This is a genomic window from Streptomyces anthophorae, from assembly GCF_049310305.1.
Taxonomy (GTDB): Bacteria; Actinomycetota; Actinomycetes; order Streptomycetales; family Streptomycetaceae; genus Streptomyces.
Genome location: NZ_JBLWQQ010000001.1, coordinates 3,161,248 through 3,177,004, shown reverse-complemented (window position 1 = coordinate 3,177,004; position 15,757 = coordinate 3,161,248). Strand labels below are relative to the sequence as shown.

Sequence of the window (15,757 nt, the reverse complement as noted above, 5' to 3'; positions counted from 1 at the left end):
TCCTACGGAGCAGCGCGGGCTTCGTTGCCTCGCGTGGCTGCCGTGAAGGTATGAGCGGCGGCGATCAGGGTCAATGGGTGATGCAAGTTAGGCAAAGCTAAGCCAAGTTGGTCTCCGGGTGGCGTCGCCGTGGCCCTCGTCGCGGGCGAGGACGCCGTGACGTGGTTCGGCGTACGGAAATAGCGCATACGCCTACTTCCAGGTGTAGACGAGCTCCGGCCGGCCCACCTGCCCGTACTGCGGGCTGCGCACGGCAAGGCCGGAGTCGACCAGATGCTCCAGGTAGCGGCGGGCCGTGATCCGCGAGATGCCCACGGTCTCCGCGGCGGCGGCCGCCGTCAGGCCCTCGGGCGCCTCCCGCAGCGTCTGCGTGACGCGTTCGAGGGTGGGCGCGCTCAGCCCCTTGGGCAGCGCGGCGGGCGCCGGCGAACGCAGGGTCGCGATCGCCCGGTCGACCTCGTCCTGCCCGGACGCCTCGCCGGTCGTCGCGCGGTACTCGGCGTAGCGCACGAGCCGGTCCCGCAGCGTGGCGAACGTGAACGGCTTCAGCACGTACTGCACGACCCCGAGCGACACGCCCTCCCGGACCACCGCGAGGTCGCGCGCGGACGTGACCGCGACGACATCCGCCTGATGCCCGGCCGCGCGCAGCGAACGGGCGAGGGAGAGGCCGTGGCCGTCCGGCAGGTGCAGGTCGAGCAGGAGCAGGTCCACGGGGTTCCGGTCCAGGAACCGCCGGGCCTGCGCCGCCGAGTGCACCTTCCCCACGGCCGTGAACCCGGGAACCCGCCCCACGTACAGCGCATGCGCATCCGCCGCGACGGGGTCGTCCTCGACGACGAGAACCCGGATGGAGCGGTCGACGTCACTCATGGGCTCCCCTTCCTGCGCCCCCGACCGTACCGACACTCCCAACCCCACTGGAGCCTGCCCTATCGGCTCCGGCTGGGCCCGCGCTGTCGGCTCCGCCTGGACTCGTCGTGTCGGCTCCGGCTGGGTCTGCGCTGTTGGCTCCGCTTGGGCCTGCCGTGTCGGCTCCGCCGGAGCCTGCATTCTCAGCCCTGTCGGACCCCGTCCTGTCGGCCACGCCGGAGCCCGTCCTGTCGGTCCCGCTGGGGTCTGCATTTTCAGCCCCGCCGGCGATTGAGGCGCGGGGTCCGGGGCAGAGCCCCGCGGCCGTAACCCCCTCCGGCGCCGAGGACTCGGGGCTCCGCCCCGGACCCCGCTGCTCAAAGGCCGCAGGGGCTGAACCGCCAATCGGCACCCGAACCGTGAACTCCGCGCCCCCCTCCACCGCCCGCCCCAGATCCAGCACGCCCCCACACCGCGCCAACGCCTGCCGCACCAACGCGAGACCGAGCCCCCGCCCACCCGCCACCCCGGAGGGCTTCGGCTTGGTCGACCACCCCCGCTCGAAGACGGCGTCGACGTGCTCCGGATCGACCCCGGGCCCCGTGTCCGCCACCCGCAACAACAACACGTCGTCCTCGGCCCGCGCGGTCACCGTGACCCGCGCCCCGGGCGACCCCTGCGCCGCGTCGACCGCGTTGTCGACGAGATTGCCGAGCACGGTGACCAGGTCACGCGCGGGCAGCGCCTGCGGCAGCAGCCCGTCGTCGATCCGGGTGTCGTCCGACACCACCAGCTCCACCCCGTGCTCATTGGCCTGCGCCGCCTTCCCGAGGAGCAGCGCCGCCAGCACCGGCTCGTTCACCGCGCCCACGACCTGATCGGTCAGCGCCTGCGCCAGCTCCAGCTCCGCGGTCGCGAACTCCACCGCCTCGTCCGCCCGGTCCAGCTCGATCAGCGAGACGACCGTGTGCAGCCGGTTCGCCGCCTCGTGCGCCTGCGACCTGAGCGCCCGCGTGAACCCCCGCTCGGAGTCCAACTCGCCCATCACGGCCTGTAGTTCGGTGTGGTCCCTGAGCGTGACGACCGTGCCGCGCCGGTCCCCGCTCGCCACCGGCGACGTATTGACGACCACGACCCGGTCGACCGTCAGATGCACCTCGTCGACCCGCGGCTCGGCGGCCAGCAACGCCCCCGTCAGCGGCGCCGGCAGCCCCAGCTCGGCCACGGACCGCCCCACCACGTCGTCGCCGACCCCGAGAAGGGCCCGCGCCCCGTCGTTGATCAGCGCGACCCGCCGCTGCCCGTCCAGCATCACGAGCCCTTCGCGCACCGCGTGCAGCGCGGCCTGGTGATAGGCGTGCATCCGGCTCAGCTCGGTGGCGTTCATCCCGTGCGTGTGCCGACGCAGACGGGCGTTTATGACGTACGTACCGATACCGCCCAGCACCAGCGCGGCGAGCGCGACCCCCGCCACGGCGAGCACCTGCCCCTGCGCCTGAGCGGTGATGACATCGATCGTGATGCCGGCGCTGACGAGCCCGACGATCCTGTGCCGCCCCTCGTCGTACACGGGCGTGACCACCCGCACCGAGGGCCCGAGCGTCCCCGTGTACGTCTCCGAGAACGTGTGTCCCTTCAGGGCCGGCCCGATGTGCCCGAGGTAGCGCTCCCCGATCTGCCGCTCGTCGGGATGCGTCCAGCGAATCCCGTCCGGATCCATGATCGTCACGAAGTCGACCCCGGTGTGCCGCTGCACCTCGCGCGCGTACGGCTGCAAGGCCCCGGTCGGATCCACGGCACCCGAGGCCGCCTCGCGCACGGACCGCGCGTCGGCCACGGCCCGCGCCGTGGCCGTGGCCTGGCGCCGCGCGCTGCTCTCCGCCTGCCCCCGGTCACTGACGTACGTGAAGAGCGCACACCCCGCCACGACGACGGCCACCAGCACGACCTGCATCGCGAAGAGCTGGCCGGCGAGGCTGCGGGGACGGGGGAGGCGCATGAGCAACAGTCTGCCTCTTCGTATAAGCACGAACTAAATGAACGGAAGGGTGACGGTCCTCACCGGGGGGAGAGATAGTCGCCAGGATTCGCAGGACGTGAGCCGCACGACCTGGTACGCCGACGTCGTCGTCAGGAGGAACCGTGGCCGATACAGAGACCGCGAACCCAGCCGCACCAGCGAAGCGGGACCGCACTCACTATCTCTACATCGCCGTCATCGTGGCCGTGCTGCTCGGTATCGCAGTGGGCTTTGCGGTGCCCGACTTCGCCAAGGAGCTCAAGCCCATCGGCACGGGCTTCGTGAACCTGATCAAGATGATGATCTCGCCCATCATCTTCTGCACGATCGTTCTGGGCGTCGGCTCGGTCCGGAAGGCCGCGAAGATCGGCAAGGTCGGTGGCCTCGCCCTCGGCTACTTCATGGTGATGTCGGTCGTGGCCCTCGCCATCGGCCTCGTCGTCGGCAACTTCCTGCACCCCGGCGACGGCATGCACCTCACCGAGGCCGTGAAGGGCGCCGGCCACACGGCGGCCGAGGAGGCCAACGAAGGCCCCGTCGACTTCATCCTCGGCATCATCCCGACCACCATGGTCTCCGCCTTCACCGGCGACTCGGTCCTCCAGACGCTGCTCGTCGCGCTCCTCGTCGGCTTCGCCCTCCAGGCCATGGGCCGCTCCGGCGAACCCGTCCTGCGCGGCGTCGAGCACATCCAGAAGCTCGTCTTCCGGGTCCTCGGCATGATCATGTGGGCCGCTCCGGTCGGCGCCTTCGGCGCGATGGCGGCGGTGATCGGCGAAACCGGCGTCGATGCCCTCAAGGCCCTCGCCACGATCATGGTCGGCTTCTACGTCACGTGCGCCCTGTTCGTCGGCATCGTGCTCGCGGCGATCATGCGCCTGGCGACCGGCTTCAACATCTTCTCGCTGCTCAAGTACCTGGGCCGAGAGTTCCTCCTCATCCTCTCGACCTCCTCCTCCGAGTCGGCGCTGCCGCGCCTGATCGCGAAGATGGAGCACCTGGGAGTGAGCCGTCCGGTCGTCGGCATCACCGTCCCGACCGGCTACTCCTTCAACCTCGACGGCACCATGATCTACCTGACCATGGCGTCCATCTTCATCTCCGACGCCATGGACCAGCCGATGTCCGTCGGCCAGCAGATCGGTCTGCTCCTCTTCATGATGATCGCGTCGAAGGGCGCGGCGGGCGTCTCCGGTTCCGGTGTCGCCGTCCTCGCCTCGGGCCTCCAGTCCCACAAGCCGGGCCTGGTCGACGGCGTCGGCCTGATCATCGGCATCGACCGCTTCATGAGCGAGGCCCGCGCCCTCACCAACTTCGCGGGCAACGCGGTGGCGACCCTGCTGATCGGTACGTGGACCGGAGAGGTCGACCGGGACCGCGTGAAGCGGGTCCTCGCCGGCGAGATCCCCTTCGACGAGCGCACGCTGCTGGACTCCGGCGCTGCCTCCGACTCCTCCGACGCCGACTCGGACGTTCCGACGCCGCGCGACGGCGGGGCGAAGGAGCCGGTCGGGGCCTGATCCCCCAGCGCTTCCACGAGGCGGGGCCCGGTGCGATACGTCGCACCGGGCCCCGCTTTTGTGTCACGGGGGCAGGTGGCGTAGAGTCCTTCGAGTTGCCCACAGGGCGGCACCCCCCCAACCACTCGCACGATCTCCCGACCGGGATTCTATTCGGCATGCCCGAATTCAATTCCGAACCCCCGATTCGCTCGGGGGCCGGGAATCCGCTAATGTTTGGGACGTCGGAACGGCCCAACAGCCGGGAAGACAAGCCCCCCTGACTGGGAATCAGGCCCGAAAGGATCTGATAGAGTCGGACTCGCCGGAAAGCCGAAAGGCCGGAAAGCGGAGCGGAACCGAGGAAAACGGGCCGGGAAACGGTCTGATAGAGTCGGAAACGCAAAACAGCAAGAACAAAAGCAAGACCGAAGGGAAGCGCCCGGAGGAAAGCCCGAGAGGGTGAGTACAAAGGAAGCGTCCGTTCCTTGAGAACTCAACAGCGTGCCAAAAATCAACGCCAAAATTTGTTGATACCCCGTCTCCAGCATCCGCTGGGACGAGGTTCCTTTGAAAAGTCCTGCCGGTCATTGGCTGGTAGGCGCACAGCGAGGACGCTGTGAACGGTCGGATTATTCCTCCGGCCGTTCCGCTCTCGTGTGTGTCACCGGGATATCCCGGAAACATTCACGGAGAGTTTGATCCTGGCTCAGGACGAACGCTGGCGGCGTGCTTAACACATGCAAGTCGAACGATGAAGCCCTTCGGGGTGGATTAGTGGCGAACGGGTGAGTAACACGTGGGCAATCTGCCCTTCACTCTGGGACAAGCCTTGGAAACGAGGTCTAATACCGGATAACACTCCCATTCTCCTGGATGGGGGTTAAAAGCTCCGGCGGTGAAGGATGAGCCCGCGGCCTATCAGCTTGTTGGTGAGGTAATGGCTCACCAAGGCGACGACGGGTAGCCGGCCTGAGAGGGCGACCGGCCACACTGGGACTGAGACACGGCCCAGACTCCTACGGGAGGCAGCAGTGGGGAATATTGCACAATGGGCGAAAGCCTGATGCAGCGACGCCGCGTGAGGGATGACGGCCTTCGGGTTGTAAACCTCTTTCAGCAGGGAAGAAGCGAAAGTGACGGTACCTGCAGAAGAAGCGCCGGCTAACTACGTGCCAGCAGCCGCGGTAATACGTAGGGCGCAAGCGTTGTCCGGAATTATTGGGCGTAAAGAGCTCGTAGGCGGCTTGTCACGTCGATTGTGAAAGCTCGGGGCTTAACCCCGAGTCTGCAGTCGATACGGGCTAGCTAGAGTGTGGTAGGGGAGATCGGAATTCCTGGTGTAGCGGTGAAATGCGCAGATATCAGGAGGAACACCGGTGGCGAAGGCGGATCTCTGGGCCATTACTGACGCTGAGGAGCGAAAGCGTGGGGAGCGAACAGGATTAGATACCCTGGTAGTCCACGCCGTAAACGGTGGGCACTAGGTGTGGGCAACATTCCACGTTGTCCGCGCCGCAGCTAACGCATTAAGTGCCCCGCCTGGGGAGTACGGCCGCAAGGCTAAAACTCAAAGGAATTGACGGGGGCCCGCACAAGCAGCGGAGCATGTGGCTTAATTCGACGCAACGCGAAGAACCTTACCAAGGCTTGACATACACCGGAAACGTCTGGAGACAGGCGCCCCCTTGTGGTCGGTGTACAGGTGGTGCATGGCTGTCGTCAGCTCGTGTCGTGAGATGTTGGGTTAAGTCCCGCAACGAGCGCAACCCTTGTTCTGTGTTGCCAGCATGCCCTTCGGGGTGATGGGGACTCACAGGAGACCGCCGGGGTCAACTCGGAGGAAGGTGGGGACGACGTCAAGTCATCATGCCCCTTATGTCTTGGGCTGCACACGTGCTACAATGGCCGATACAATGAGCTGCGATACCGCAAGGTGGAGCGAATCTCAAAAAGTCGGTCTCAGTTCGGATTGGGGTCTGCAACTCGACCCCATGAAGTTGGAGTTGCTAGTAATCGCAGATCAGCATTGCTGCGGTGAATACGTTCCCGGGCCTTGTACACACCGCCCGTCACGTCACGAAAGTCGGTAACACCCGAAGCCGGTGGCCCAACCCCTTGTGGGAGGGAGCTGTCGAAGGTGGGACTGGCGATTGGGACGAAGTCGTAACAAGGTAGCCGTACCGGAAGGTGCGGCTGGATCACCTCCTTTCTAAGGAGCATCTAGGCCGCCAAACTTGTTTGGTGGTCCAGGGCCATTACGTCGGCACACGTTCGACGGTGGTTGCTCATGGGTGGAACGTTGATTATTCGGCACGGTCAGGATGAGGACTGTTAGTACTGCTTCGGCGTGGAACACAGAGCTTCAACTGAACGTGTCGGGCACGCTGTTGGGTGTCTGAAGGTACGGGCTGTAGAGCCTGATCCTTCAGTGCCGGCCCCAGTGCACTCGAACCGGAAGGTTTGGGGTGATGGGTGGTTGGTCGTTGTTTGAGAACTGCACAGTGGACGCGAGCATCTGTGGCCAAGTTTTTAAGGGCGCACGGTGGATGCCTTGGCACCAGGAACCGATGAAGGACGTGGGAGGCCACGATAGTCCCCGGGGAGTCGTCAACCAGGCTTTGATCCGGGGGTTTCCGAATGGGGAAACCCGGCAGTCGTCATGGGCTGTCACCCGCTGCTGAATATATAGGCAGTGTGGAGGGAACGCGGGGAAGTGAAACATCTCAGTACCCGCAGGAAGAGAAAACAACCGTGATTCCGGGAGTAGTGGCGAGCGAAACCGGATGAGGCCAAACCGTATACGTGTGAGACCCGGCAGGGGTTGCGTGTGCGGGGTTGTGGGATCTCTCTTTTACGGTCTGCCGGCCGTGAGACGAGTAAGAAACCGTTGATGTAGACGAAGGACATGCGAAAGGTCCGGCGTAGAGGGTAAGACCCCCGTAGTCGAAACGTTAGCGGCTCGTTTGAGAGACACCCAAGTAGCACGGGGCCCGAGAAATCCTGTGTGAATCTGGCGGGACCACCCGTTAAGCCTAAATATTCCCTGGTGACCGATAGCGGATAGTACCGTGAGGGAATGGTGAAAAGTACCGCGGGAGCGGAGTGAAATAGTACCTGAAACCGTGTGCCTACAAGCCGTGGGAGCGTCGCTGTATGTGCTTGCACATGCAGTCGTGACTGCGTGCCTTTTGAAGAATGAGCCTGCGAGTTTGCGGTGTGTTGCGAGGTTAACCCGTGTGGGGAAGCCGTAGCGAAAGCGAGTCCGAACAGGGCGACATAGTAGCGCGCTCAAGACCCGAAGCGGAGTGATCTAGCCATGGGCAGGTTGAAGCGGAGGTAAGACTTCGTGGAGGACCGAACCCACCAGGGTTGAAAACCTGGGGGATGACCTGTGGTTAGGGGTGAAAGGCCAATCAAACTCCGTGATAGCTGGTTCTCCCCGAAATGCATTTAGGTGCAGCGTCGTGTGTTTCTTGCCGGAGGTAGAGCACTGGATAGGCGATGGGCCCTACCGGGTTACTGACCTTAGCCAAACTCCGAATGCCGGTAAGTGAGAGCACGGCAGTGAGACTGTGGGGGATAAGCTCCATGGTCGAGAGGGAAACAGCCCAGAGCATCGACTAAGGCCCCTAAGCGTACGCTAAGTGGGAAAGGATGTGGAGTCGCAGAGACAACCAGGAGGTTGGCTTAGAAGCAGCCACCCTTGAAAGAGTGCGTAATAGCTCACTGGTCAAGTGATTCCGCGCCGACAATGTAGCGGGGCTCAAGCGTACCGCCGAAGTCGTGTCATTGCAGCTATAGGGCCAACGCCCGCTGTGATGGGTAGGGGAGCGTCGTGTGCCGGGTGAAGCAGCACCGGAAGGTAGTTGTGGACGGTTCACGAGTGAGAATGCAGGCATGAGTAGCGATACACACGTGAGAAACGTGTGCGCCGATTGACTAAGGGTTCCTGGGTCAAGCTGATCTGCCCAGGGTAAGTCGGGACCTAAGGCGAGGCCGACAGGCGTAGTCGATGGATAACCGGTTGATATTCCGGTACCCGCTGTGACGCGAAAGACATCGAATCCAGTGATGCTAAGGCCGTGAAGCCGTTCCGGACCCTTCGGGGAATGGAAAGTGGTGGAGCCGCCGGCCCAAGCTGGTAGTAGGTGAGCGATGGGGTGACGCAGGAAGGTAGTCCAGCCCGGGCGATGGTAGTCCCGGGGTAAGGGTGTAGGGCGCTGTCCAGGTAAATCCGGACAGCTTGTGCCTGAGACCTGATGCCGAGCCGATTGTGGTGAAGTGGATGATCCTATGCTGTCGAGAAAAGCCTCTAGCGAGTTTCATGGCGGCCCGTACCCTAAACCGACTCAGGTGGTCAGGTAGAGAATACCGAGGCGTTCGGGTGAACTATGGTTAAGGAACTCGGCAAAATGCCCCCGTAACTTCGGGAGAAGGGGGGCCATTCCTGGTGATGAGTCTTGCACTCTGAGCTGGGGGTGGCCGCAGAGACCAGCGAGAAGCGACTGTTTACTAAAAACACAGGTCCGTGCGAAGCCGTAAGGCGATGTATACGGACTGACGCCTGCCCGGTGCTGGAACGTTAAGGGGACCGGTTAGTCACATTTCGGTGTGGCGAAGCTGAGAACTTAAGCGCCAGTAAACGGCGGTGGTAACTATAACCATCCTAAGGTAGCGAAATTCCTTGTCGGGTAAGTTCCGACCTGCACGAATGGCGTAACGACTTCTCGACTGTCTCAACCATAGGCCCGGTGAAATTGCACTACGAGTAAAGATGCTCGTTTCGCGCAGAAGGACGGAAAGACCCCGGGACCTTTACTACAGTTTGATATTGGTGTTCGGTTCGGCTTGTGTAGGATAGGTGGGAGACTGTGAAGCGGCCACGCCAGTGGTTGTGGAGTCGTCGTTGAAATACCACTCTGGTCGTGCTGGATGTCTAACCTGGGTCCGTGATCCGGATCAGGGACAGTGTCTGATGGGTAGTTTAACTGGGGCGGTTGCCTCCCAAAGGGTAACGGAGGCGCCCAAAGGTTCCCTCAGCCTGGTTGGTAATCAGGTGTTGAGTGTAAGTGCACAAGGGAGCTTGACTGTGAGACCGACGGGTCGAGCAGGGACGAAAGTCGGGACTAGTGATCCGGCGGTGGCTTGTGGAAGCGCCGTCGCTCAACGGATAAAAGGTACCCCGGGGATAACAGGCTGATCTTCCCCAAGAGTCCATATCGACGGGATGGTTTGGCACCTCGATGTCGGCTCGTCGCATCCTGGGGCTGGAGTCGGTCCCAAGGGTTGGGCTGTTCGCCCATTAAAGCGGTACGCGAGCTGGGTTTAGAACGTCGTGAGACAGTTCGGTCCCTATCCTCTGTGCGCGTAGGAATATTGAGAAGGGCTGTCCCTAGTACGAGAGGACCGGGACGGACGAACCTCTGGTGTGCCAGTTGTCCTGCCAAGGGCATGGCTGGTTGGCTACGTTCGGAAAGGATAACCGCTGAAAGCATCTAAGCGGGAAGCCTGCTTCGAGATGAGTATTCCCACCCCCTCGAGGGGTTAAGGCTCCCAGTAGACGACTGGGTTGATAGGCCAGATCTGGAAGCACCGCAAGGTGTGGAGGTGACTGGTACTAATAGGCCGAGGGCTTGTCCTCAGTTGCTCGCGTCCACTGTGTTGGTTCTGAAACCACGAACAACCGTCGTAGCCATGTGCCACGGCTCCGGTTGACAGTTTCATAGTGTTTCGGTGGTCATAGCGTGAGGGAAACGCCCGGTTACATTCCGAACCCGGAAGCTAAGCCTCACAGCGCCGATGGTACTGCAGGGGGGACCCTGTGGGAGAGTAGGACGCCGCCGAACTAATTTTAGAGAAAAGCCCCGTGCCATTGGCACGGGGCTTTTCTGCGTTTTCTACTGGGTTGAAATCCGGAGGCAGGCCCGCAATTCCTCGACCGCCTCAGGAGCCCCGGTGACTCGCACCTTCGAGGTCTCCTCGGCGTCCGCCCGGTTCCAGAGCTCGCGCAGCAGTGCCGTCGGCGTGCCGCTCAGGGTGACGTCGGCAGAGCTTCCCGCTTCGCCGTCCTCGACCGTGAAAGAGGGTTCGGCCCCCGTACGGATCCGCCACGTCGCGCCCTTCCCGGTCTCCGCGCGTACCTCGTACGTCCGGCCCGGGGACGCGGCCAGTGGCTCCCGGAAATAGTCGGACCACTCGGTGACCGCGTAAGCGGTGAACACCTTGAGGAGTTCGTCGATACCGTCGACGGCGAGGTCGTCCGGGACCGCGGTGACCGGTCCGCCGGCCGCGAGTTCGGCGTCGATGCGGTGGATGACCGTCTCCTGTGCCATGCGGCGGATCCAGAAGCCGACGGTCTGGTCCGGGGCGTACCAGGTGCCCGACGGGTCCGCCGGGTTCCGTGCCTCGATGGACGTCCGCAGTTCGGTGTACGCGCGGTGCAGGAGGGCGAAGGGCTCCTCGTCGGACGTGCCCTTCGGCGGCCACTCGGGTTCGGAGCCCGGAGCGGCCGCCACAATGGCCTCTGTCTTGTGTGCGTAGACCTGGCCGACATGGCGCACCAGGTCGGTGGCGGTCCAGCCGGGGCAGCTCGGGACCTGTGCCGTCGGGTCCTGCGCGGCGGCGGCCTCGAGCCGCTCGAAGTCGGCGGCCAGGCAGTCGAGATACCGGGCGACGGACAAGGTGGTGCCTGCATCGTGGCTCATGGACGCAACGTAGCGGCAGGCACTGACAATTGGCCGGGGATGTGCGGCCCGTCAGGTCAGGAGGCCTCCCGTTCCACCGGCAGCCACAGTTCGGCGTCCGCCGTCGTGCCGTCCGGGGACATCCGGGTGCGGAGGATCTCCGGGCCCGGGCGGGTGCGGTACGGGTTGGCGGGGAACCACTCCGCGTACACCGTCGCCCAGAGGGCCTGGATGGCCTCCGGGGCCGGGCCCGACGTGGTGAAGACGGCCCAGGTGCCGGCGGGCACGGGGAGCACCGTGGCGCCCGCGGGGGCCGGTGCGTCCGGGCCGGCCACCACCCCGTGGTAGTAGTCGAGTTCGCTGCCCTCGGCGCGGCCGGGGTCCAGGTCGTCGCAGACCGCGACGATGCCCTCAGGGTCCTCACCGGAAGCCTTCGACAACTGCTCCAGGGCCGAGACGGTTTCCGGCGCGACGGAGCGGACGAAGTCGATGATCGCCCGGTTCGGGCCCAGGTGGATCAGGGGGACCCGGGCCTTCGGGCCGACGACGCTGAAGTCGGGGCGGTCCACTACGCGGTAGCGCATGCTGCTGTTCCCTTCGACGGTGAGCCGGAAGGAGAGGCGGGGCTGGGAGACCAGGGCCGGTTTCGTGCGGCGGGCCTCGCCGGGGCCGACCCCGTGCAGGGCACGGAACGCCCGGGCGAACGCCTCGCCCGAGCCGTACCCGTAGCGCACGGCGATGGTCAGGAGCGGCTCCTGGCCGGCGAGGACCTCGGCGCCCGCCACCGTGAGCCTGCGCCGCCGGACGTACTCCGACAGCGGCATGCCCGCGAGCGCCGAGAACATCCGGCGCAGGTGGTACTCGGACGTGGTGGCGATGCGCGCCAGTTCCGCGATGTCCAGGGGCTCGTCGAGGCGCAGCTCGACGTGGTCCATGACCTGGTTGAGTCGGTCGAGCAACCTGGCCTCTCCTCTCCGGTTCCTGCTGCTTTCCGGTGCTGCTGTTGACGTCTTGAACGCTAGGCGCGGTGGCCCGGGGCGGACCCGACATCCTGTGCCCGATCAAGTCGGCTGTACGGGCTTGGACAGCTGAGTACATGAGCTGAGTACGCGCACTCAGGTAGGGGAACGGCTGTCCGCCTTGGATGGAGACATGATCTCCGAACTCGTGGACGACTCCGTCGCACCGCCCGCGCCGCGTCCCCGGTCGTGGGTCGCTCCCCTGGTGTCCAGTGTGATCACGCTGCCCGCCGCGCTCCTCGCGTACGGGGCCGCCGCGGCCTCGCAGAAGTGGCCCTTCACCGTCTTCGGCTGGGGCCTGACGGTCGCGCTCCTCACGCTCGCCACCGCCTGGCTGCTGCCGTGGGAGGAACGGTTCGTGGCCCGCAGGCGGGGGTTCTCGGTGGCGGCGCCGTTCGCCGTCATGGCGGCGTTCGCGCTGTACCTCGTGCTCGTCGACTGGCCTTGACGTCAGCGGCAAGGTCTAACGTCTCCCGTATGCGCATCGGAGAGCTCGCCGCCCGCGCCGGTACGACGACGCGGGCGCTCAGGTACTACGAGTCGCGGGGGCTGCTGCCCGCGCGGCGCGGCGGCAACGGCTACCGGACGTACGACGAGGACGATCTGCGGGCCCTGCGGCAGATCCGCACGCTCCAGGACTTCGGGTTCGACCTGGAGGAGACCCGGCCGTTCGTCGAGTGCCTGCGGGCCGGTCACCCGGAGGGCGACTCGTGTCCGGCGTCGGTGGCCGTGTACCGGAGCAAGGTCGCCGAACTCGATGCGCTGATCGGCGAGTTGACCGCCGTGCGCGAGACCGTCGGCGCGCAGTTGGCGCGCGCCGAGCTGGCCATGGAGGCGCTGGCCGCGTCGCAGGAGACGGAGCCGCGCTGCGAACTAGGGGAGACAGGATGACGTTGCGTGGAGTGAGTGACGCGGACTTCGATGAGCAGGTGCTGCGGGCACAGCGGCCGGTGCTCGTGGAGTTCACCGCGCGGTGGTGCGGACCCTGCCGGCAGCTGGGGCCCGTGCTCGAGTCGATCGCCGAGGAGGAGCGGGAGCGGCTCGACGTCGTGGCCGTCGATGTCGATGTCAGTCCGGAGGCGGCCGTGAAGTACCAGGTGCTCGGGACGCCCACGCTCATGGTCTTCAAGGACGGTGAGCCGGTGTGGTCGCGCGTCGGGGCGCGGTCCAAGCGGAAGCTGCTGGAGGAACTGGCCGAGCTTCCGTAACCCTCGAACTCCCGCAATTGGAATTCGGCCCCGCCCGGGGTATATTCGGTGTTTCTGTGTGCCCACAGAAAAGGCCCCACAGTGGGGGCCAACAAAAACCACGGTACCGGGCAGGGAGTTGTTTTGTCAAGCCGGGACAGCCTGGAATTGCAGAAAGAGCAGGAATACATCGACGCGCTCTACAGGCGCGTCGATGAGCTGCGTGGCGTCGCCGCGGACTCCGTCCGGGATGCGATCACCCCGGTGGGAAGCGGCCAGCAGGCGCTCCTCGAGCGGGACCTGTTGGTCGTCGAGCGCTCGGGGCTGCTCGCCGCGTTGAATGCGGTGGAGGGGTCGCTCTGCTTCGGTCGAATTGACCTCAAGGGCGACGACGATCAAGAACTCGGTGTGGCGCATCACATCGGCCGTATCGGAATTCGCGCCGACGACTCCGAGCGCACGCCGATGCTGATCGACTGGCGGGCGCCCGTCGCCCGGCCTTTCTATCTCGCCACCGGTCATACGCCGATGGGTCTGCGCAGGCGCCGCCACCTCACGTTCGACGGGCGCACGGTCACCGAGCTGCACGACGAGATCCTCGACCTCGACGACTCGGAGCGCACCGGGTACGAGGACCCCACCGGCGACGCCGTGCTGCTCGCCGCCCTGAACTCGGCGCGCACCGGCCGCATGGGCGACATCGTGCAGACGATCCAGGCCGAGCAGGACCGCATCATCCGCCACCCGCACCCCGGCGTACTCGTCGTCGAGGGCGGCCCCGGCACCGGCAAGACGGCCGTCGCGCTGCACCGCGCCGCGTTCCTGCTGTACGAGCAGCGGGAGCTGCTCGCTAAGCGGGCCGTGCTGATCGTCGGCCCGAACCCGGCCTTCCTGCGGTACATCAGCGAGGTGCTGCCCGGACTCGGCGAGACCGGAGTGCTGCTCTCGACCGTCGGCGAGCTCTTCCCGGGCGTGCGCGCCACGCTCAAGGACACGCCGCGCGCGGCCACCGTGAAGGGCTCGGCCGCCATGGCCGAGAGCCTCGCCATGGCCATCGAGGACCAGCAGCGGCTGCCCGAGCCCGGCGCGCCGCTGATCGTCCCGCACGACGACGGCGACCTGATCCTCGACTGGGAGATCGCCTACGAGGCCCGGCAGGCGGCCCGCGACACCAAGCTGCCGCACAACCTCGCCCGCCCGCACTTCGCGTTCCGGGTGATCGACGCGCTCACCGAGCAGCTCACCGAGCGGATCGGCGCCGACCCCTACGGCGGCCCGAACTTCCTCGGCCCCGACGACATCGCCCAGCTCGGCAAGGCCGTCGCGTCCAGCGCCGACGTGCACGCGGCGATCGAGGAGCTGTGGCCCCAACTGACGCCGCAGGGCTTCGTCGCCGACTATCTGGCCGACCCCACCCATCTGCCGGACGAGGACGCAGATGCGATCCGCAGCGAGCGGCAGGGCGAGGGCGAGTGGACGGTCGGGGACGTGCCGCTGCTCGACGAGGCCGCCGAGCTGCTCGGGTACGACGACAGCGCCGAGCGGGCCGCCGCGGAGGCGGCGCGGCAGGAGCGGATCGCGTACGCGCAGGGCGTGCTCGACCTGTCCAAGGGCTCGGAGACGTACGAGTTCGAGGACGAGGACGAGTCGGAGGTGCTCGCCGCGCACGACATCGTGGACGCGGACCGGGTCGCCGGCTGGTACGAGGAGGAGGACCACCGCAGCGCCGCGGAGCGGGCCGCAGCCGACCGGACCTGGGCGTTCGGGCACATCATCGTCGACGAGGCGCAGGAGCTGAGCCCGATGGCGTGGCGGCTGCTCATGCGCAGGTCGCCGACGCGGTCGATGACGCTGGTCGGCGACCCCGCGCAGACCTCGGAGGAGGGCAGCGTCGGCGCGTGGGCGGACATCCTCGCGCCGTACGTCGAGGACCGCTTCGAGCACACCCGGCTCGGCGTCAACTACCGGACCCCGTCCGAGATCATGGACGTCGCGGCGGCGGTGCTGCGGGACTCCCACCCCGAGTACGAGGCGCCGTCATCGGTGCGCTCGACCGGGGAGCGGCCGTGGGCACTGCGCGCGGACGACGTCGTGGAGGCCACGGCCAAGGCAGCCGTCGAGCGGATCCCGGAGGAGGGGCGGCTCGCGGTGATCGCGCCTCGGCGGCTCCACGAAGGGCTGGCCGCCCGGCTGCCCGGAGTCGTCGCTGGGGGTGAGCCCGACCTCACGCGGCATCTGGTGCTGCTCGATCCGCGGCAGGCCAAGGGCCTGGAGTTCGACCGGGTGATCGTGGTCGAGCCGGGGGAGTTCGGGGTGAGCGATCTGTATGTGGCGCTCACGCGGGCGACGCAGGACCTGGGTGTGGTGCATGCGGGGGAGTTGCCGGAGGCGTTGGGGGCGGCGTTGCGGTAGGCCGCGTCGGGGTGGGGCGTGTTGATTCCCCCACCCCGCCCCTTCCCGGAACCGGGGGCTTCGCCCCCTGGACCCCCCTAAA

9 protein-coding genes and 3 rRNA genes are annotated in these 15,757 nt (G+C 66.0%); 8 read left to right on the top strand and 4 right to left on the bottom strand.

Features of this window, described 5'->3' with window-relative positions; translation table 11 throughout:
• Nucleotides 1-192: 192 nt before the first annotated feature.
• On the bottom strand, nucleotides 193-873 hold the full coding sequence (locus ACNYS0_RS14075; protein ID WP_422473709.1) for a response regulator: 681 nt from the start codon (nucleotides 871-873) through the stop codon (nucleotides 193-195).
• Nucleotides 866-2,851: a sensor histidine kinase gene (locus ACNYS0_RS14070; RefSeq protein ID WP_422473708.1), complete on the bottom strand. Its 1,986-nt coding sequence runs from the start codon at nucleotides 2,849-2,851 to the stop codon at nucleotides 866-868. Before ACNYS0_RS14070 ends, ACNYS0_RS14075 begins: the two co-directional genes overlap by 8 nt.
• 143 nt (nucleotides 2,852-2,994) lie before the next feature.
• Between ACNYS0_RS14070 and ACNYS0_RS14065 the strand changes: the two genes are divergently transcribed.
• The 4 genes from ACNYS0_RS14065 to rrf all read left to right on the top strand — a co-directional run bounded on the left by ACNYS0_RS14065 (nucleotide 2,995) and on the right by rrf (nucleotide 10,220).
• Nucleotides 2,995-4,392 carry a cation:dicarboxylate symporter family transporter gene (locus ACNYS0_RS14065; RefSeq protein ID WP_422473706.1) on the top strand — a complete coding sequence of 466 codons (1,398 nt, stop codon included), beginning with the start codon at nucleotides 2,995-2,997 and terminating at the stop codon, nucleotides 4,390-4,392.
• Between the two features lie 665 nt (nucleotides 4,393-5,057).
• A 16S ribosomal RNA gene (locus tag ACNYS0_RS14060) occupies nucleotides 5,058-6,583 on the top strand.
• 310 nt (nucleotides 6,584-6,893) lie between these two features.
• Nucleotides 6,894-10,015 (top strand): 23S ribosomal RNA (locus tag ACNYS0_RS14055).
• An 88-nt stretch (nucleotides 10,016-10,103) separates the two neighbouring features.
• Nucleotides 10,104-10,220, top strand: a 5S ribosomal RNA gene (gene rrf, locus ACNYS0_RS14050).
• Together the 16S, 23S and 5S rRNA genes form the textbook arrangement of a ribosomal RNA operon.
• Before the next feature lie 51 nt (nucleotides 10,221-10,271).
• Here the strand turns inward: rrf and ACNYS0_RS14045 are convergent.
• Nucleotides 10,272-11,078 (bottom strand): maleylpyruvate isomerase family mycothiol-dependent enzyme, encoded by an 807-nt coding sequence (locus ACNYS0_RS14045; RefSeq protein ID WP_422473704.1) that lies wholly within the window; start codon nucleotides 11,076-11,078, stop codon nucleotides 10,272-10,274.
• A 56-nt stretch (nucleotides 11,079-11,134) separates the two neighbouring features.
• Complete coding sequence (locus ACNYS0_RS14040; protein ID WP_422473702.1) at nucleotides 11,135-12,016, bottom strand: AraC family transcriptional regulator; 882 nt, start codon at nucleotides 12,014-12,016, stop codon at nucleotides 11,135-11,137.
• 193 nt (nucleotides 12,017-12,209) lie between these two features.
• Between ACNYS0_RS14040 and ACNYS0_RS14035 the strand changes: the two genes are divergently transcribed.
• The 4 genes from ACNYS0_RS14035 to ACNYS0_RS14020 all read left to right on the top strand — a co-directional run bounded on the left by ACNYS0_RS14035 (nucleotide 12,210) and on the right by ACNYS0_RS14020 (nucleotide 15,675).
• Nucleotides 12,210-12,524: a hypothetical protein gene (locus tag ACNYS0_RS14035; RefSeq protein WP_422473700.1), complete on the top strand. Its 315-nt coding sequence runs from the start codon at nucleotides 12,210-12,212 to the stop codon at nucleotides 12,522-12,524.
• 29 nt (nucleotides 12,525-12,553) lie between these two features.
• Entirely contained in the window at nucleotides 12,554-12,967 is a 414-nt protein-coding gene (locus ACNYS0_RS14030) for a MerR family transcriptional regulator (RefSeq protein WP_422473699.1), read from the top strand.
• Entirely contained in the window at nucleotides 12,964-13,284 is a 321-nt protein-coding gene (gene trxA, locus ACNYS0_RS14025; RefSeq protein ID WP_422473697.1) for a thioredoxin, read from the top strand. The genes ACNYS0_RS14030 and trxA overlap by 4 nt, the downstream gene beginning before the upstream one ends.
• 147 nt (nucleotides 13,285-13,431) lie before the next feature.
• Nucleotides 13,432-15,675: a HelD family protein gene (locus tag ACNYS0_RS14020; protein WP_422482631.1), complete on the top strand. Its 2,244-nt coding sequence runs from the start codon at nucleotides 13,432-13,434 to the stop codon at nucleotides 15,673-15,675.
• Nucleotides 15,676-15,757: the final 82 nt, after the last annotated feature.